The sequence below is a fragment of the Roseibium sp. SCP14 genome, from assembly GCF_040329475.1.
Taxonomy (GTDB): Bacteria; Pseudomonadota; Alphaproteobacteria; order Rhizobiales; family Stappiaceae; genus Roseibium.
Genome location: NZ_JBDZYH010000010.1, coordinates 163,313 through 181,104, shown reverse-complemented (window position 1 = coordinate 181,104; position 17,792 = coordinate 163,313). Strand labels below are relative to the sequence as shown.

The following is a 17,792-nucleotide window of genomic DNA, read 5'->3' as shown; positions in this document are numbered from 1 at the left end:
GCCTCAATAGCTGCGAAAAAGTCCTATACCCCGACGACCGGTCAGGCCAGCTGCATGTCAGCCATCAAGGTTTCTCACGGCTGATACGGCACTGTTGGCTGCAGCCTCGATGAACCGCGCGTCGGAACTGACTGTAACCAGGTCCATTCCACGTTCGGCAGCCTGTCTGGCATAGGAAGCTGAACCACAATGAAGACAGCACGCAAGCCCCGCAGTCGCGGCGCTCTGGCGGATATGCTCAATGAGTTCAAGCATTTCAGGTTCCTGACGATCGAAACCGGGTGGGTAGCCATAAGCGGATGCCAGGTCTGCAGGGCCGATATAGACCCCCGTCAGACCCGGTACGGCAAGGATGTTTTCCAGATCATCGACCGCCGACCTTGTTTCAATCATAGCCAGCGCCGCTATTTCATCGTTCGCCTTGCCTGCATAGTCGGCGCCCCAGGCAAACCGTGCCCTGACAGGTCCGAAGCTCCGTCCACCTTCCGGCGGATAACGGCAGGCGGCCACCAATCGCCGGGCGTCATCGGCGGTTTCGATCATCGGCGCAATAATTCCCAGCGCCCCGGCATCGAGCGCTCTCATGATCGCAGCTTCATCGATCCAGGGCACTCTGACGAGCGGTGCGGCGCCGGATTTTTCGATCACTGGAAGCAATGCCAGCAGATCCGAATAATCCGCAGTTCCGTGCTGCATGTCGATCGTTATTGCGTCCCAGCCTGCTGCCGCCATCGCCTCGGTGCTCAGTACGGATGGCACTGCAATCCAGCCGTTGATGGCTGTTCGTTTCTCTGCCCAAATGCGATTGAGGGGATTTGAAAATGTCGACATCCGTCAGCCTGCCATAATGTGAGAAAGTTTTGTGTTCTGATAATCCTTGATGGCTTCCCGCCCCCCTTCACGGCCCATACCGGAATGATCAAATCCGCCGAACGGCGCTTCTGCGTGTGCAATCATGAACGTATTGACGCCGACCATTCCCGCATGAAGGCGTTTCGACAACTGTTCAGCGGTGGAATGAGATCCGGTAAAGGCATAGGCAGCGAGACCGTAGGGCGTCGCATTCGCTCTGCGGATCGCGTCGTCCAGGTCGTGAAAACGCACGATCGGCGCAACAGGGCCAAACGGCTCTTCGACCATGATCTGCGCTTCATCCGGAACATCGGCAAGAACGGTCGGCTGGAGAAAATATCCCGCGTTGCTGTTGGGAGGCCTTGAACCGCCGGCAATCAATGCGGCGCCGCGCTCGACTGCATCTCCAATCAATCGCTCCACCTTATCCCGGCCCGAGCGCAGCGTCAGCGGTCCCATGGTTGCTGACGGGTCCTGACTGTCTCCGACGACGAGAGCTTCTGCCTCGGCCTTCATTCTCGCAACGAACCGGTCGGCAACACTGTCTTCGACGTAGAACCTGTTCGGGGCAATGCAGACCTGTCCGGCATTGCGAAACTTGAACCCGGCGCACTGAACAGCGGCGGCCTCCACATCCGCATCCGCACAAACAACAACAGGCGAATGTCCGCCTAGCTCCATCGAACAACGCTTCATCGTCCTGGCCGCGTCCGCCATCAGCATCTGGCCAACGCGGGTTGATCCAGTAAGCGAAATCTTGCGCACTTCCTCAGCCGCCATGATTTGTGGCGTAATGTCTGCCGCCCGTCCGAGCAGCAACTGCACCACACCGGCAGGAACTCCGGCGGCAACGCAGGCTTCGGCAATCAGAGTGGTCGTCATCGGCACCTGTTCGGACGGTCTGACAAGGATCGGACAGCCGGCCGCCAGCGCTGGAGCAATCTTCCGGCATGGCAGATTGACCGGGAAGTTCCATGCAGTAAACGCAGCCGCAATTCCGACCGGTTCAGACTCGATCAGCAGCCGTCCACCCTGCCGGGACATAATGGTATCGCCAAAGAGCCGTTCAGCCTCCCCTGCATACCACTCAAACTGCTCGATCGCTGCGCCGATCTCCCCGGCTGATTGTGAATAGGGCCGCCCGATTTCAAGCGAAAGGGCCCTGGCGATTTTCTCCGTTCGCACCCGCAGTTCATCGGCAATCGAACGCAGGATCCGAGCCCTTTCCCAACCGTGTACCCGGGGCCAGCTTTCCATTGCCTCACGTGCGTGAGCGAGCGCCTCGATAACTTCAGCCTCGCCACAGGCAGGTTGCTCCCAGAGTGTTTCGCCGTTGCACGGATTGATCACCGAAATCGGCTCCGCGCTTCCAGATGTACGGAATTCCCCGCCGATCAGGAGCTTTGGCTGCATGTCTGTCATCATTTTTTGCCTGTCGTTATTCTTCAAAGTATCTGCGGTTCCGGCGTCGGAGCTCCAAATTTCGTCTCCAGAAAATCGAAGTCGCATCCCTGGTCCGCCTGAAGCACATGGGCCGCATAAATCCAGCCATAACCTCGGCCGAAATTCGGCGAAGGCGGAACCCACGCAGATTGGCGTTCAGCCAATTCAGTGTCTGATACTTCCAGTTCCAGCCGGCCTGCGAGGGCATCGATCGAAATCACATCACCGGTCCGAACCAGCGCAAGCGGTCCTCCGACAAAAGCTTCTGGTGCGACGTGTAAAATGCAGGCTCCATAGCTGGTCCCGCTCATGCGTGCATCCGAAATCCGCACCATATCGCGCACTCCCTGCTCCAGAAGGTATTTCGGGATGGGCAACATGCCCCATTCCGGCATTCCCGGACCGCCCTGAGGTCCTGCCCCGCGCATCACCAGAACCGTATCAGGTGTTGCTCCAAGTGAAGGATCGTCAATCTTCGCTTTCATCTCCGCATAGCTGTCGAAGACAAGCGCCGGTCCGCGATGACGGAGCAATCGGGGATCAGCCGCCGAAGGTTTCATAACGGCGCCGTCCGGCGCCAGGTTTCCACGCAACACGGACATCGCAGGTTCGCTGGACACCGGATTGTCCAGCGGACGAATGACGTCCCCTAGATAGGTCTCCGCGCCGTCTGTCTCTTCACCCAGTGTTCTCCCCGATACCGTTGCAGCGCTCCCGTCCAGCAGATCGCTCATCTGCGCCATCAGGGCCCGCAGCCCACCGGCGTAGTAGAAGTCCTCCATCAGGTAATTTTCGCCCGAAGGGCGGATATTGGCGAGCACCGGAATGCGTTGGCCGGCGGCGTGGAAATCATCCAGCGTCAACGGAAAACCCGCCCGCCGTGACAACGCCGTCAGATGAATGATTGCATTTGTAGAACACCCCATGGCCATGGCAACGGCCAGCGCGTTTTCGAACGACGCGCGGGACAGCAGGCCGGACGGACACAGATCCTCGTGCACCAGCTCTACTGCTCGGCGCCCGCAGGCTGCCGCCATTCGAACATGGTTGGCGTCCGCCGCCGGAATGGATGATGCGCCGGTCAGGCAGAAGCCGAGCGCGTCCGCAATCGCGGTCATGGTCGCAGCGGTTCCCATGGTCATGCAATGTCCGTAGGATCGGGCGATCCCCGCTTCCACCGCCTGCCATTCTTCCATGCCGATCCGCCCCGCCCGGCGTTCATCCCAGTATTTCCAGGTATCCGACCCAGAGCCAAGAACTTCACCGCGCAGATTTCCCCGGAGCATCGGACCTGCCGGCATGAAGATTGTGGGCAGATCCATCGAGATCGCGCCAAGCAGCAAACCTGGAGTGGTCTTGTCGCATCCTCCCATCAAAACCGCTCCGTCCACCGGATGAGAGCGCAACAGTTCCTCCGTCTCCAGTGCAAGCAGGTTCCTGTAAAGCATCGTTGTCGGCTTGACGAAGTTTTCCGACAACGACAGGGCCGGCAGTTCTATCGGGAAGCCCCCGGCTTGCAGAACGCCGCGTTTTACATCTTCCACTCGGTGCCGGAAGTGGGCGTGGCAAGGGTTGATGTCGGACCAGGTGTTCACGATTGCAATGACAGGACGGCCTTCCCAATCTTCGCGGGAATATCCCATTTGCATCAGACGCGACCGGTGTCCGAAACCTCGCAGGTCATCGGTATCGAACCATCTTGAAGATCGAAGAGATTTGGTCATTGTGATGCCGTCACCCCCCCGTCCACATAGACCACCTGTCCGGTCATGTAACTGCCGGCTGCGGAAGCAAAGGCAATTATCTGCCCCACGACTTCAAGAGGGTCGCCGATCCGGCCGAGAGGATTGCGTTCAAGAATGAAGTCTCGGAATGCCGGCTTGTCCAGATGCGGCCGGATCCGGTCCGACTGGATGAAGGTCGGCGCGACGCCGTTTACGGTTATGCCGTGCGGAGCCAGCTCCATGGCATGCTGTTTCACCAGCATGACGAGGCCGCCCTTGGTGGCACAATAGGCAGAATAGCCGCGTCCCCGAAGCGCCAGTTGAGACCGTACCGACAGCAAATGAACCTGCCTGCCCCCCTCGCCTCGCTTGATCTGGTCTCGCGCCACGGACTGCGCAAGAAACATCGCCGATTTCAGATTGGTCCTGTAGACGTCGTCGAAGGTCTCCTCGGAGACTTCCATTAACGGCTGTTCCCGCTGGATTCCGACACAATTGACCAGGACATCAACGCCCCCCATCAATGCAATGGCATCTGAGGTACATTGCTCGATCGATGACACTTCGCGGGCATCCAACGTCACGCCATGTGCCTCACCACCCTGGTCCGAAATACGGCCTGCAAGCGCCTTGGCCTTTGTGAGTGAAGGACCGGCAATAGCCACTTCCGCACCCAATCTGCCCATGGCAATCGCAATGGCTTCACCAATCGCGCCGTAACCGCCGGGCAGTAGAACCCGCAACCCCCTGATATCGAAAAGCCGATCGACCTGACCAAGGTCGATCTCCGGTGTAAGACTGACAGTTGGACGGTTCATGGGGCAACCTCCACACCGGCAGCGTGATAGACATTTTCCATCAGCCGCAGGGTCTCAAGATTGTCCAGCCGATCCGTCTCGAACAGTGTTCCGTCGCGCAAACCGGAAACGAAGGCATTCATGGCAATGTCAAAGCATTCCTGATAGCGCCCGAGCAGGTCGACTTCTTCTGTATTTTCTTCATCACCGAGAATGAAGATGCGGTTGAGTTCCATCACAATCGTGCCCTTTGTTCCGATCACCTCGAGCCGGTCGCCATGAAGTGGTGGATATCCGGGTGCGACAAGGCAGCCATCCGCTGTCGCAATGAAACCGTTGTCTCCCTCCAGAAGAATGGCGGCTGTATCCTCGCCCGGCAAACCTTCCGCCAGCCGGTTGAGCCGGGCCGAGACCACCGAGAGTGGCCCGCATAGACAACGCAAAACATCGAGGTGATGGATCATCGTCTCAAAAACGAGATTGCGTCTAAACCCTGTCAGATAAGGCTGGCGCTCCACCAGAAACGGAACCGTGCCTTCCCGCGGGCATAGCCCGGATCCCCGGCAGGAAATCGCCGCATGACGGACAGTGCCGATCCGGCCTTCATCGATCCAGCGGCGAACCGTCATGTAATGAGGCCGGAACCTGTAATTCTCATGCACCATGAAACGGACCCGCTCACCGACATAAGCGATGAGATCTTCGGCCTCAGCTACTGTCTCGGTCAGCGGCTTCTGGCACATGATGTGAACGCCGTGGTCGGCGGCGAGCCGGGCGACGGGTGCGTGAGCACCGACAGAGGCCGCAATGTCGACCGCCTCAAAACCACCGTCTTCAAACATTTCCCGTGCATCCGTATATATGCGCGCGACGCCGAACTCGGCCGCCCGGGCTTCCGCCTTGGCGGTGTCCGTGTCGCAAACAGCAACGATCTGCGCACCGGACGCCTGCCAGGCTCGAAGGTGATAAAGACTGATCAGACCGCAACCGACCAGCGCAACGGTGATTGTATCAGCCATGTGCACCTCCAAAGAAACCGTAGCCGTAGTGCCAGACAGACCCATTCCCGGACAGGGTGCGCAGGGTATGATTTGCATGGGCGGGGATGCGCACCAGGTCTCCCGGACCACAGAGGGTGCTTGCGCCCGCCACTTCGATTTCCATCTGTCCTTCGGCGACAACCACAAATTCATCCGTCTCGTGACTAAAGTTCTCCCAGATTTGTCCCGGAGGGTCCGTGAACGTTCCAAAGGAAAAACCGGGAAAGTCGGTCCGGACCGCTTCAGGCTGCACCGGAGTTTTGTAGACGCCCTTTTGAAACACCCTGCTCATGCCGCCCGCTCCGTCAGAAGATCCCCCAGATAGGCGCGCACCGGCTGGTGTTCGAGCAACGCACCATAGCTTGCAAAGGGGGTGACCGTTCCGGTTTCGACGAAGAGGAAGCTTTCACAGATCTCCTCCACGATCTCCAGATGGAACCGTTCATTCGGATGCACACAAAGAAACACCAGCCGTCCCTCCTCGCGTAGCCGCCGGAAGAAATCGAGCATGAAACCGATATAGCCGTCCTGGGTATTGAACTGCGGTTCATCGAACAGGTGCAGCAGGGGATAGTCTGACCGGGCCGGTTCCATCAGAACGTTCGGTTTGAATGACCGAAAGTGCCGGACCTGATAGGACTGATGATAGTGGATCGCGAGCCTGTCGCGCTGGTCGGTTCGCACCTTGTGAATGTTCCGCCCCGCGACGAGAACATCACCGCCCGTGGGCGCGTTCGAACCCGTGATCAGCTCGAACAGCGTCGTCTTTCCCGAACCGTTCGGCCCCATCATGCCGACAACACCCGGCTTGTCGATGGTAAAATCAGCATGCAGACGAAAGGTCGGCGTGCGGTCGAAACGGCTTCGCGTATAGACCTTTTCCAGATTGCGGACTTCAAGCATTGCAGTCATCGTTCACATCCCGATCAGCCGCCGGCGCAACGGCGCATTGTCCAACAGGTCCTGTGCAGGCCCCTCGTGAATTATCCTTCCCCGATCCATGACATAGGCTCTGTCCGAAACCTCCAGCGCAGCGAGCGCATTCTGTTCGACGAGCAGACAGGCGATGCCCGCCTCTTTCAGACGCAGAATGGTCTTGAGAACATCCTGGACGATTTTCGGCGCAAGGCCCTGACTTGGCTCGTCAAGCAAGACAATACCGGGCGACCCCATGAGCGCACGGCTGATCGCAACCATCTGTAGTTCACCGCCCGACATGTTTTCGCATTCGCGGCGCAGCAGATGCTGAAGCGCCGAAAAAATCTCGCACATTTCGTCTTCGCTCCAGGAACGGAACCGTGTCCTGCGCGTGCCGAGTGCAAGATTGCGCTTGCCTGTCAGCGTGGGAAAAACCCGTCGGTCATCCGGCACCCACCCGATCCCCAGCCGTGAGATCTTGTGTGTCGGCAGCGTCGTGATGTCATGGCCGTCGAAGCGGATTTGTCCGCGCCTCGGCGGTGACAGTCCCAGGATGGAGCGAATGGTCGTCGTCTTGCCGGCACCGTTCGGGCCCAGAAGAGCAACCACTTCTGCTTCACCGACTTCGAGCGAAGGTCCGAACAATGCCTGGGTCTCGCCGTAGAAGGTTTCAATTCCGTTCACCTGAAGCATCATGCCACCTCTCCCAAGGCGGACCGGGCCACCCATTTGTTAGCCTTCAATGCAGCCGGTGTGTCTTCCGCGATGACCTGTCCCCAATGGATGACCGATATCCGGTCCGCCAGTTCGAACAGGAAGTGCATGTCGTGTTCGATCATCACGATTGTGTAAGTCTTGCGCAGCGTACGGATGAGTTCCATCAATTGCCGCGTTGCTTCAACGCCGAGGCCGGATGTCGGCTCGTCGAGAAACACGATGCGCGGTTCGGCTGCCAGGGCCACGGCTATCTCGAGAGCGCGCCGATTGCCGTAAGACAGGGCATCCGCCTTCTGCCACGCAAGATCCGCGAGACCGACCTGTTCCAGGACATCCAATGCCTTTGCAACAAGCGCCTTTTCTTCAAAAACACTCCGCGCGAGATTGAACCCTCGTTCCCGGAACTCAGGTAATGCCAGCAGAACATTTTCGATGACCACCGTTTCATCGAACAGGTTCATGATCTGGAACGATCGTGAGATACCCAAACGGGCAATCTGGTGCGGCTTTCGGCCGGTAATGTCGCGGCCCTCGAAGAGGATTCGCCCTCCGTCGGGTGCGTGATAGCCGGTCAGTACATGAAAGCACGTTGTCTTTCCCGCGCCGTTCGGTCCCATGATCCCGTGAACCGTTCCCTCTTCCACGGCCAAGGAAATATCCTCAAGCACCACGCGGGCACCGAAGCGTTTCTGGATGTTTTCCGCCTTGAACAAAGTCATGTCAGGCTCTTCCCGGATTGGTGGTTGAAGCAATGGTCTTCGGTTGGGACTGGGCAAACCTCTGACGCAGCACGTGGAAGAGACCGGCGAGACCTTCCGGACGCACCATCACCATGATCATGAACATCAGGCCGAACCACAGAAGCCAGGTTTCCGTAATGCCACCGATCACATCTCTTGCAATGAAGTAGAGAAGCACACCAAGCACCGGCCCCCAGAAGCTGACCAGGCCACCGCCGACCAGAACCATCATCACGATCAATCCGGACTGGTGCAGGCTCATGACGTCCGGATAAGCACTTTCCTGCGCCATCGCGAACAGACCGCCGGCGAGCCCGGCAAAGGCGGCCGAAAGTGTGAAAGTGAGCCATTTGATGAGCCAGACATTGTAGCCCACAAACCGCGCCCGGGTTTCGTTTTGGCGGATCGCCTGCAGAACGCGACCGAAAGGGGCGTTGACGAGGCGCCACAGGGCAATGACGGCCAACAGAAGAATAACGGCAATGAACCAGTAGAGCGTACCGTTGTCGGATATGTCGAGATGCCAGGGACCAAGCGCGAGATCAGGACGCGGAATGCCCAGCAGACCGTCTTCCCCACCGGTGACACTGTGAAGCTTGATCGCAGCGAACCAGAATACCTGTCCGAAGGCGATGGTCATCAACGCAAAATAGATGCCGCGACGATGCGATACGAATGCCCCGACAATCGCTCCGGCAAGAGCTGCCGCGGCAATCGCGATTGCAATCCCGCCCCAAAGGCTGACTGCCACTTCCTGTTGGAAGAGACCGAATGCATAGGCCCCGATGCCCAGATAGGCGCCATGACCGAAGGAGTGCAGGCCGATATAGCCAAACAGAAGATTGAAGCCGAGAGCAAACAGGATCCAGATCGCGATCTCGATACCCAGATACTGATAGAGACCCACGGACTCCATCCAGAACGGCGCAGTCAGCAGCAGCAGTGCGAACAGGCCGATAGCTGGCGTGAACGGGGACCCGCCCCGGGCGGGAATGTCGGATAGGGAAATCACGGGATCAGTTCTCCAGTGCGCTTTTGCGTCCGAGCAGTCCGCGGGAGCGGAAACCGACTACGGCAATGAGCAGCAGATACATGGACATCATCGACCAGGCCGGCAGGTAGGCTCCGGTTACGCCGACGGAAAGCCCGACGAGCACCGCTGCGAGAACCGCCCCCCAAAAACTACCGACGCCGCCGATCACGATGATCAGAAATGCGGGGATCACAACATCGAGGCCGACATGGGGACGCAATCCCCAAATGGGTGTCAGGATGATACCGGCGAGACCCGCCAGGGCCGCACCGAAACCAAAGACAAGAAGACGAAGTTTCGACAGATCGTAGCCAAGCGCGCGAACCATTTCGCTATCATGGCTGCCTGCCTTGATGATCGCGCCGTAAGGTGTCCGTTCCAGGAAGAACCAGACGCCACCTATGGCAATCAGTGCAAAGCCCGCAGCAAAAAACTTGTACTTTGAAAATATCAACCCTCCCATAAGGAAGGCGCCGTTGATTACCTGGGGCACCGTCAGACTTTGCTCGCCCGTTCCCCAAACCAGGCGGACTATCTCTTCAATCACCAGAGCCGCACCAAATGTGAGCAGCAAACCATAGAGCGGTGCCTTGCCATACGTGGGGCGCAGGCAGAGTTCAATGATCATGCCAGCGCCCGCTGCCAGCAACGGGCCGATAAACAATGCAAGAACATAGCGCATGCTGATCGGCAGGCTCAGCCACCAGACCCCGATGTCAGTCGATCCGAACCACTCGCCACCGATGGTGGCCAACGCGAAGTAAGCTCCGAGCGCGAAGAGCGACCCATGCGCCAGGTTGATGACCTCCATGACGCCGACGATCAGTGTGAAACCCAGCGCTATGAGCGCAAACAACAGCCCGAGTGTCAGGCCGTTTATTATGTGAGGAACAAGTTCGATCATTTTCTTTGTCCGATGACGTCCGTTCCGCCGGACGCAAGCCTTTGTCCTGAAGAACCGGGCCGGATCATCACTGAACCAACCCGGCTTCAGCTTAACCGATCCGTCAGGCGTCGAAGGTCGGCGTCTCGTCGTAGCTTTCCAGCTTGCAGGATCCCTGACTGGCTTCGTCCCGTACCTCGTTCGGATCCGACTGCGTCAAGATCTTGAACATGTCGTTCTCGTCCCTTGGTTCATCGTTCGCAGTTGCCAGATAGATCGTCTGCTGAACCTGATGGGTGTTGGGATCGATGACGGCGAAATGGTGCTGCATGCGCTCCTCGGCAGACATCACATGGCCTTCAAGCTGCTTGATGACAGCAATGTTGTTTGTCGTACCGGCCCGTTCGATCGCATTCAGCAGTTCCCGTGTCGCCATGTAACCGTTGTAGAAGACATTCCCCGGAACACGCATGGACGTGTCCGGGTACATGGCCTGGTAACGCGCGACAAAATCCTTCACACCCGGCAGGTCGAGGCCGTAGTACCAGGTGGTTCCAAAGACCCCGAACAGGTTTTCCAGGGGCAATCCATAGACATCCGGCCAGTCCTGCTGGTTGTTTATCCAGGCCGGTTTCGATCCCATGCCGAGCTGCGCCACCTGCTGTCGCAGTGCAATCTGGTCGTCTCCGCCGACGGCAGCTGCCACAACGTCCGGATTGACCTGCTGGATCTTCAGAAGTGCCGCCGAAAAGTCTCTTGTGCCCTGTGGGATCAGGATTTCTTCGACGACTTCCCCACCGTATTGATCGACCAGCCCGCGTGTCGACTTCGCTGTATCGTGCCCCCACACATAGTCGTTTGTCAGCAACAGGAACCGCTCCCCGTAGCTGTACATGGAATTGCGAACGGCGGCCTTTGCAAAATTGGTTCCATTACCGTCCCAGACGAATTTGACCCGGTGGCAGTTCTTGCCGCTTTCAGTCGGTGAAGACGAGTTGGTGTTGAAATAGATGACACCGTAACGCTGAGCCACCTGGCTGATTGCATTGGCCACACCGGAACTTACGGCGCCAATCAGAAAGCCGCAGTCTTCACGAGTGATCAGACGCTCAGCGACACGCGACCCGGTGGCCGGAGATGTTTCCGTGTCGATGTGAACAAATTCGATCTGGCGCCCCAGAACGCCGCCGCGCTCATTGGCCTCAGCGATCGCCATCATCATGCCCCGGCGGTCACTCGCACCGGAATTCGCGTATTGCCCGCTGGCATCAGAAGTGATGCCGATCCTGATCGGCTTGTCAGTAGCCTGGGCCCAGACCCTGTTGTGCGTCCATGGCCCTGCAAATGCAGCAAGGCCACCAGCAGCGGCTGACCCCAACAAAGCGCGCCGCGATACCTTCGAGTTAGACATAGTGCTCCTCCCATCAACAATCTCGGCAAGGCCGAGCTCCGACATTGCCGCAGCCCTCCTCGAGACCAATCGAATGTCGTGTCAATATGATTGAAAATTTTTTCTATTGTTGTCAATGAATTTTTTTTCTCGTAATTTGAATGAAATTTCACAAAACGGAATTCAGGCAAAGAAAATTCAGATGAACCAGCAGGCCCCAGAGACTTTTGACGCTCTCAGACAACGCATAAGAGATCGCTTTTCGGACCTCAGCCCGCATCTTCAACGCATCGCCAGGGCGTCCCTGGAAGAGCCAAACGGTTTTGCATTGAACACCACACCGGTGATTGCGGAATCTCTGGGCATTCAGCCTTCAACGCTGATACGATTTGCCAAGGAATTTAACTATGCAGGTTTTTCAGACCTTCAGCGGGTCTTCCGTCAGCGTCTGATAGAAGGCAATGCGACAGTTCGCGATCAGGTGCTTGAGCGCGACGAAGCTTCTCAGGCCATCGACACGCAAGCCGATCTCAAGCAATGCATATCCGCCCATGTTGCCTGTCTGGAGGCACTTGAAAAAACGTGTGATATCGAAGCCCTGAACAAGGCGGTTCAACTGCTGCGGCAGGCACGGCACGTCTACATCGCCGGTCTCCGCCGTTCGCGGCCCATTGCGGATTATCTGAATTACTGCCTGCTTCGCGGCGAGCGCTCCTGCAGTCTCCTGGATTTTGCTGGCGGAATGGCCGGGCCACAGATAGCAACCATCAGCAACGAAGACATCCTGTTTGCAATCGCCTTTCCACCCTATTCGAAACATGTGGTGGATGCGCTGATGGACGCCCATGTTTCGGGACGCCGGATCATCTCCCTGACCGATGGTCCGGACAGTCCGCTGGCGAGCTACGCGGAAGTGTCCTTGTTCATCGGCTCGGACACAACCAGCAGGCTGCAACCGATTTCCGGAGCCGTGGCCTTGATCCAGACATTGGCCGAAGGAGTAACAAGGCCCTAGAAAACGTCATACCGGGTCAGCCACATGACGCCCCAAGGATTTGCTCTGTCTCACGAAAGACGAGAATTCTTGGCAGGCAGTGTTGCAGCCCTACCGAGCCGAAGCTTCGAGCTAAAGCCGTGCTATATCGACATGGTTTTCGAGATCCTGGACGACCTTCAGCATCGGGATGGCAAGACCAATTTCATGGTCGAACAGAACGCAAAAAAGGGATTGGAATTCGCCGACATCGGCTGTGTCCACGTATCCGGTCAGCTTGCCCGTACCGGATAAAACGACGAGCTGATCGCCGATCCGGACATCGGCCGGCTGCTCCTGGGCGGGTGAGACCGTATCATCTGGCAGAAAGTCCCAAAACACTCTCAAGATGATTCAGCGGAGATCGGCAGGATCAGTCGTCTCTCAACAGGTTCACCCCAAAACTCATCAATAGCCGAACGAACTGCGTGCGGGTGCTGCATTGTGTTTTGCTCAGGATCGATTTGACCTGTCCGTTGATCGTCGGCACTGCACGACCGTTCGTCTCGGCGATCTCGGTATTTGTCATGCCATTTGCCAGAGCGGGTATCAGCGCGGCTTCTGCTTGTGTCAGGCCGAATGCCTGTTGGAGGGCCGCCGGATTGATGGATACCGGCAGGCTGGTGTCGATGCTGTAGAGCACGAATCCGGTAAAGATGCCCGAGCTGATTTCCCCGAACCTGTTCAGGTGCTGCAACTCAACGCTAAGATAGCCTCCGTCTTCTTTCGAAATCACCTCTTTTCGAGGCCGGGCACCGAACTTGCCGTGATTTCGAACATCGGACTTCAACTCATGGAACCGCTTTTCGTCTTTGGCATTTTTGAAGCGCAGCACTCCATTGGGGGCTTCTTCAAAGACACCGCACTCTTGCCTCTGTCGACAGAATTCCCGATTTTCCTGAACGATCCGGCCATGCCGATCCAACACCGATATGCCGACAACCAATCTGTCCATTGCTCCCAGAACATCGAGCCGTTCTGAGGCCAGTTGCCGCGCTGGACGGCTCAAATCAAGCGATTTTGCCAGATGCGGAAGAAGAACATTGAGCCGGTTCAGCTCCTCAGCCGTTGCAGGTCCTCTTCCGTCTGCGTATTGCAACGTGAACTGACTGAGATCCAGATTGTCCTTGTTCAAGAAAGCAATCACCCTATGGCGCAAACCGAACTCCATCATAGATTTCACGTTCGGCTGGTTCAGAAACTCTTCGTAATCGTCATAGACCGCTTCATCGCTGATGGCTTCTATCTCGTCGAACGTTGAAAGGGCCGACTTGGCCAGAGACCTTTCGACGGTCTCATGCGCCAGGTATTGCAACGCGTAGTTCTTGAATTCGGTTATCGGGAACGCGTTGCTCATGTGTGCGACCTGAAAGGGAATGGAACCGCCGTACTCATCGCTTTCAAAAATTGCACAGCTAAAGGCTCCCGATGCATCGACCAGCCTGTCCAGCACAGCAGGCCACAGCTTCGGATCGATCGCAGCGTCATAAATGGAATGGATCAATTCGTTCATTCTCGGGTCCATTTTCGCCCCCCCAAATTGCAACGAACGGACTTGCAGATCGCATTTCAGCTCAATTCCTGCGAGCACGTCAACACCGTCACCACTCTGCACGAAATGGAGGTCAATCTGATAACCCATTCACGAAAAGTCACCACGTCATCTACCGAAGCGAAAAGGCTAATTGATCAAACGTCGACGAGGCGCTCTGACAGCAGCTGAGACCAGTGGAGGTCACGCTGTTCGAAGGGATTGCCTGGTAGCGTCCGAACAACTTACCTGTGCCGAAACTGAAGGTGGGCTGAGCGGTGCCCCGGATACCGGAAGGGGCTTCCCGGAGGAGGAGAAAGCGCGCGCGCTCCCCCCCTGTGAGAGAAAAGGCGTTTGGAATTACTGATCGCCAGTTTGCTTGAAAGTGCGCGCCAAAACCGAATGAGGCACCCAAATTCCCCGTGAAAAGTTGCCGTCCCATCAATCAACTAACCTTGGGGTTCAGCGATCTTTCATCAACTCACGGCCGCAATCGACTCTCCAAGAATTTCAACACCTCTTTCAAGTTCTTCATCCGATATCGTCAAGGGTGGGGCAAGGCGGAATACACTGGCCAGTCCGGGCAGATTGACAATGTTCATCCAGACACCACGCTGCGCGGCTTCGCGGCAGATCCGCTGCCCAAGTTCTTCGGCTGGAAGCTTGCTTTGCCTGTCGGTGACAAACTCAACCCCCACCATGAGCCCCCGCCCTCGAATGTCGCCGATGCAATCGAACCGTTGTCGCAGGTCATTGAGCCCGGCCTGAAGCTGTTCTCCTGCTTGCCGGGCCCGTTCGACCAGCCCTTCGCTTTCAACGACATCGAGGACGGTCAGACCGACAGCGGCAGGAAGCGGATCGGAAACATGTGTGGTGAAGAACAGGAAACCGCGTTCGTAAGCCTTTTCCTCTATTTCCTTGCTCGTCAAAACGGCGGCGAGCGGCAGTCCGGCTCCGAGGGTCTTGGAGAGTGTCAGAATATCGGGAGTAACGCCGTCGCGTTCAAAGGCAAACATCGTGCCTGTACGTCCGACACCCGTCTGGGCCTCATCAAGGATGAGAAGCATACCGCGCTCTTCGCATTTCCTTTTGAGCGCTGCGAGATAGCCGACGGGCAGATCCAGGACGCCTCCGACGGACAGGATTGGTTCTGCAATGAATGCCGCAAGGCTACCTGTCGATTGGCTGTCTACCAGAGAAAAGGCATCATCAAGTTCGGTCTGCCAATCAAGACTTCCATCCGGATGAGTGAATCTCGGCCGATAGGGATTTGGTGCGGGTATCGCAAACGATCCGACATTGGCAGGTCCGGTGCCGTGAGGCCGCTTGCTATATGTGGCCGATGCCGCCGCACCGGTCATGCCATGCCAGCTCTTTGAAAAAGCGACGACTTCGTGTTTCCCGGTCACCTGCTTTGCCAGACGAATGGCTGCCTCATTGGATTCGCCGCCCGTTGACAGCAGAAGCACTTTCTCAAGGCCGGGCACAATGGAGCCCAGACGTTCTGAAAGATCGACAACAGGGCGTGAAAGCAATCCGCTGAAGAGATGATCGAGTTCACCAATTTGCCGTCTGACGGTTTCGACAATCGCCGGATGCGAATGGCCGAGCAGTGCACTCATCTGTCCAGACGTGAAATCCAGGATCCGGTGTCCTTCCGTATCGAAGAGATAACTCCCCTGCGCGCGTTCGATGATTGTGCGTTCGAACTCTGCTCCATACCGCAACACGTGATTGTCGACGGTGTTCCAAAATGCGGTGTCACAGTTGCTCGGCATTTTGTGTTCCTCCCGGAAAAAGATTGAATGCCTTTTTGCCATATGGGCATGTCTTAGAAAAATTGATATAATCAAACTCTGATATCAATAAAATCGATAACATGCCTCCATTGGAAATATCTCTTCTTCGCAGTTTCGTCGCCGTAATGCGTCTCGGCTCGATAAGTGCAGCAGCGTTGCAGGTCGGGCGCACGCAGTCCGCGCTCAGCACGCAGATGAAACGGCTCGAGCAGATCGTCGGAGGAGAAGTGTTTCACCGCTCCGGCAGCGGTGTCAGCCCTACCCGGTTGGGCGAACGGCTCATGACCCACGCTCAATCCATCCTTGCTGTACATGATGAGGCGTTGTCCGACCTTACCGACAAGGGGCTTCAAGGGTCGGTCAGACTAGGCTGCCCGGAAGACTACTTGAATGCATTCATTCCGAACATTCTTTCTCGCTTTTCCGCTGAACACCCAGCGGTCGAGATTGAAATTGCCTGTGCTCCGACTTCTGAGCTCAAATCAATGCTTCATCGAAGGCAAATAGACGTCGCTCTCCTGTCTGAGACCATGGACACCATCCCGAAGGAACCGCTTCGCCGCACAAGACTGGTCTGGATTGCGAGCAAACCACGTTCGCAAGTGTTTCAGGGTGAGGTATTGCCGTTGGCACTTGCGGCGCCGAACACTCTGGACCACCAGATAGCATGCGAAGCAATGCGACGCGCGGAGCAGCCCTACCGAATTGCCTTTGCTGCCAGCAGCCTGACCGGACTTCTTGCAATTGCAAGATCCGGTCATGCGATCAGTGTGGTGACGGATACTGCGGTTCCGGAGGATCTGTTCATAGTCAACGATCCGCTGCCGGTTCTTCCCGAAGTTGGTATCTATTTGGAGTGCTCTGTTCCTCAAGCGGGAGACGTTCTGGAAGAATTCTGCCGCGTGACATCTGAAGTCGTTCAAAGCACCCGAACCTGAATGAGAGCATTCAACTGGTCCGTCCGGTCGGGATCGACGCTTTTGACTGGTATCCTCAATCCACGGTCAGAGAAAAGAATTCGATCAGTTGACCGTCAGGATCCTTGAGTTTGAGGAGTTGAATGCCTGGTTCATCGATAATGTCAGGGGCTGGCCCGCCTTGCGCGACCGATCCCCGCTGTCGGATCCTTTCCAGGTCGTTGGTGTGAATGTACGGCACTGCACCTGATCCGGGAACAGAACCTGGCGCATATCGGTCTCGCGACACGATGGCAAACCAGCCACCGGCAAAATCAAAGGCGATGAAGTCATCAAGCTGGAGGGCTGGCTTGCGTGCGAAAAGCGTCTGATAGAAGGTCCGAGACCGATCCATGTCGTCGGAACTCACATAGGCACCCATTTTGAGAACCGCTTCTGCAGTGCCGCTGGTCTGTGCTTTGGCCGCAAGCGGCGAACTGAACATTGCCAATACCACCAAGACCTGGATCAAATATCTCATTTCTCGGGCTCCAAGGTTTCGGGATGATGCTGAAACTGCCGTGCATTGTCGCAAATCGAATACCAGTCAGGCTTTTCCGCAACGAACTCGTGAAACGCATTGCGCACGATCGGATCATCATCGAGGCAATGTGCGTTGATCGGAAACGTGCTCTCCTCAGAAAGAGGTTCGCCCAATGACGTCCCGCAGCGACGACAGAAGGAACGGATGTATTTGTAAGGGTCTTGGGGCATAACGGCCTGAATGTCCGCTTCGCCGCTCACGAGTTTGAACTGGGTTTTCTTCACAAACACAAACGGCGTCGCGCCAAGCTTCCGACACCTGGTGCAGTGGCATGATGCCATCATGCCCGGCATGCCTTCGATGACAAACCGCACAGTCCCGCAACCGCAACTTCCTTTGATTTCCACAAGGCTCTCCCTGGTTTGAGTGGAACTCAGACCGGTTTAGCTTCA

The 17,792-nt window shown here is 56.9% G+C and carries 19 protein-coding genes; 3 read left to right on the top strand and 16 right to left on the bottom strand.

Going from position 1 to position 17,792, the window contains the following annotated elements; genetic code table 11:
* Positions 1–57: 57 nt before the first annotated feature.
* From ABLQ08_RS28435 to ABLQ08_RS28380, 12 genes are all read right to left on the bottom strand, one after another.
* Positions 58–831 (bottom strand): HpcH/HpaI aldolase family protein, encoded by a 774-nt coding sequence (locus ABLQ08_RS28435; protein ID WP_352949619.1) that lies wholly within the window; start codon positions 829–831, stop codon positions 58–60.
* Between the two features lie 3 nt (positions 832–834).
* Positions 835–2,265 carry an NAD-dependent succinate-semialdehyde dehydrogenase gene (locus tag ABLQ08_RS28430; RefSeq protein ID WP_352949617.1) on the bottom strand — a complete coding sequence of 477 codons (1,431 nt, stop codon included), beginning with the start codon at positions 2,263–2,265 and terminating at the stop codon, positions 835–837.
* A gap of 32 nt (positions 2,266–2,297) precedes the next feature.
* A complete protein-coding gene (gene araD, locus ABLQ08_RS28425) occupies positions 2,298–4,019 on the bottom strand; it encodes an L-arabinonate dehydratase (RefSeq protein WP_352949615.1) in 1,722 nt (573 codons plus the stop codon).
* Entirely contained in the window at positions 4,016–4,837 is an 822-nt protein-coding gene (locus tag ABLQ08_RS28420; protein ID WP_352949613.1) for an SDR family NAD(P)-dependent oxidoreductase, read from the bottom strand. Before ABLQ08_RS28420 ends, araD begins: the two co-directional genes overlap by 4 nt.
* The gene (locus ABLQ08_RS28415) at positions 4,834–5,835 is read right to left on the bottom strand and encodes a Gfo/Idh/MocA family protein (RefSeq protein ID WP_352949612.1); all 1,002 of its coding nucleotides are present in this window, start codon (positions 5,833–5,835) and stop codon (positions 4,834–4,836) included. Before ABLQ08_RS28415 ends, ABLQ08_RS28420 begins: the two co-directional genes overlap by 4 nt.
* Positions 5,828–6,148: a cupin domain-containing protein gene (locus ABLQ08_RS28410; protein ID WP_352949610.1), complete on the bottom strand. Its 321-nt coding sequence runs from the start codon at positions 6,146–6,148 to the stop codon at positions 5,828–5,830. The genes ABLQ08_RS28415 and ABLQ08_RS28410 overlap by 8 nt, the downstream gene beginning before the upstream one ends.
* Positions 6,145–6,768, bottom strand: coding sequence for an ATP-binding cassette domain-containing protein (locus tag ABLQ08_RS28405; RefSeq protein WP_352949608.1), 624 nt, complete (start codon positions 6,766–6,768; stop codon positions 6,145–6,147). Before ABLQ08_RS28405 ends, ABLQ08_RS28410 begins: the two co-directional genes overlap by 4 nt.
* Positions 6,769–6,771: 3 nt before the next feature.
* Positions 6,772–7,470: an ABC transporter ATP-binding protein gene (locus ABLQ08_RS28400; protein WP_352949607.1), complete on the bottom strand. Its 699-nt coding sequence runs from the start codon at positions 7,468–7,470 to the stop codon at positions 6,772–6,774.
* Positions 7,467–8,210, bottom strand: a complete 744-nt coding sequence (locus tag ABLQ08_RS28395) for an ABC transporter ATP-binding protein (RefSeq protein ID WP_352949605.1) — start codon at positions 8,208–8,210, stop codon at positions 7,467–7,469. The genes ABLQ08_RS28400 and ABLQ08_RS28395 overlap by 4 nt, the downstream gene beginning before the upstream one ends.
* Position 8,211: 1 nt before the next feature.
* Positions 8,212–9,243, bottom strand: a complete 1,032-nt coding sequence (locus ABLQ08_RS28390; RefSeq protein WP_352949603.1) for a branched-chain amino acid ABC transporter permease — start codon at positions 9,241–9,243, stop codon at positions 8,212–8,214.
* Positions 9,244–9,247: 4 nt separating this feature from the next.
* On the bottom strand, positions 9,248–10,168 hold the full coding sequence (locus ABLQ08_RS28385) for a branched-chain amino acid ABC transporter permease (RefSeq protein ID WP_352949601.1): 921 nt from the start codon (positions 10,166–10,168) through the stop codon (positions 9,248–9,250).
* Between the two features lie 103 nt (positions 10,169–10,271).
* Entirely contained in the window at positions 10,272–11,558 is a 1,287-nt protein-coding gene (locus ABLQ08_RS28380; protein ID WP_352949599.1) for an ABC transporter substrate-binding protein, read from the bottom strand.
* Positions 11,559–11,739: 181 nt separating this feature from the next.
* Here ABLQ08_RS28380 and ABLQ08_RS28375 point away from each other — a divergent pair, with 181 nt between their 5' ends.
* A complete protein-coding gene (locus ABLQ08_RS28375) occupies positions 11,740–12,552 on the top strand; it encodes a MurR/RpiR family transcriptional regulator (protein WP_352949597.1) in 813 nt (270 codons plus the stop codon).
* 69 nt (positions 12,553–12,621) lie between these two features.
* Positions 12,622–12,825: a hypothetical protein gene (locus ABLQ08_RS28370; protein WP_352949595.1), complete on the top strand. Its 204-nt coding sequence runs from the start codon at positions 12,622–12,624 to the stop codon at positions 12,823–12,825.
* A 118-nt stretch (positions 12,826–12,943) separates the two neighbouring features.
* On the opposite strand, the gene ABLQ08_RS28365 is transcribed toward ABLQ08_RS28370, so the two are convergent.
* On the bottom strand, positions 12,944–14,083 hold the full coding sequence (locus tag ABLQ08_RS28365) for a helix-turn-helix transcriptional regulator (RefSeq protein ID WP_352949593.1): 1,140 nt from the start codon (positions 14,081–14,083) through the stop codon (positions 12,944–12,946).
* Positions 14,084–14,577: 494 nt separating this feature from the next.
* On the bottom strand, positions 14,578–15,879 hold the full coding sequence (locus ABLQ08_RS28360) for an aspartate aminotransferase family protein (protein ID WP_352949591.1): 1,302 nt from the start codon (positions 15,877–15,879) through the stop codon (positions 14,578–14,580).
* Between the two features lie 101 nt (positions 15,880–15,980).
* Here ABLQ08_RS28360 and ABLQ08_RS28355 point away from each other — a divergent pair, with 101 nt between their 5' ends.
* Complete coding sequence (locus ABLQ08_RS28355) at positions 15,981–16,838, top strand: LysR family transcriptional regulator (protein ID WP_352949589.1); 858 nt, start codon at positions 15,981–15,983, stop codon at positions 16,836–16,838.
* Positions 16,839–16,893: 55 nt separating this feature from the next.
* Here ABLQ08_RS28355 and ABLQ08_RS28350 read toward each other — a convergent pair whose 3' ends face one another.
* Together ABLQ08_RS28350 and ABLQ08_RS28345 are read right to left on the bottom strand one after the other, a co-directional pair.
* Positions 16,894–17,337, bottom strand: a complete 444-nt coding sequence (locus ABLQ08_RS28350; RefSeq protein WP_352949587.1) for a VOC family protein — start codon at positions 17,335–17,337, stop codon at positions 16,894–16,896.
* Entirely contained in the window at positions 17,334–17,747 is a 414-nt protein-coding gene (locus ABLQ08_RS28345) for a GFA family protein (protein WP_352949585.1), read from the bottom strand. The genes ABLQ08_RS28350 and ABLQ08_RS28345 overlap by 4 nt, the downstream gene beginning before the upstream one ends.
* Positions 17,748–17,792 lie beyond the last annotated feature (45 nt).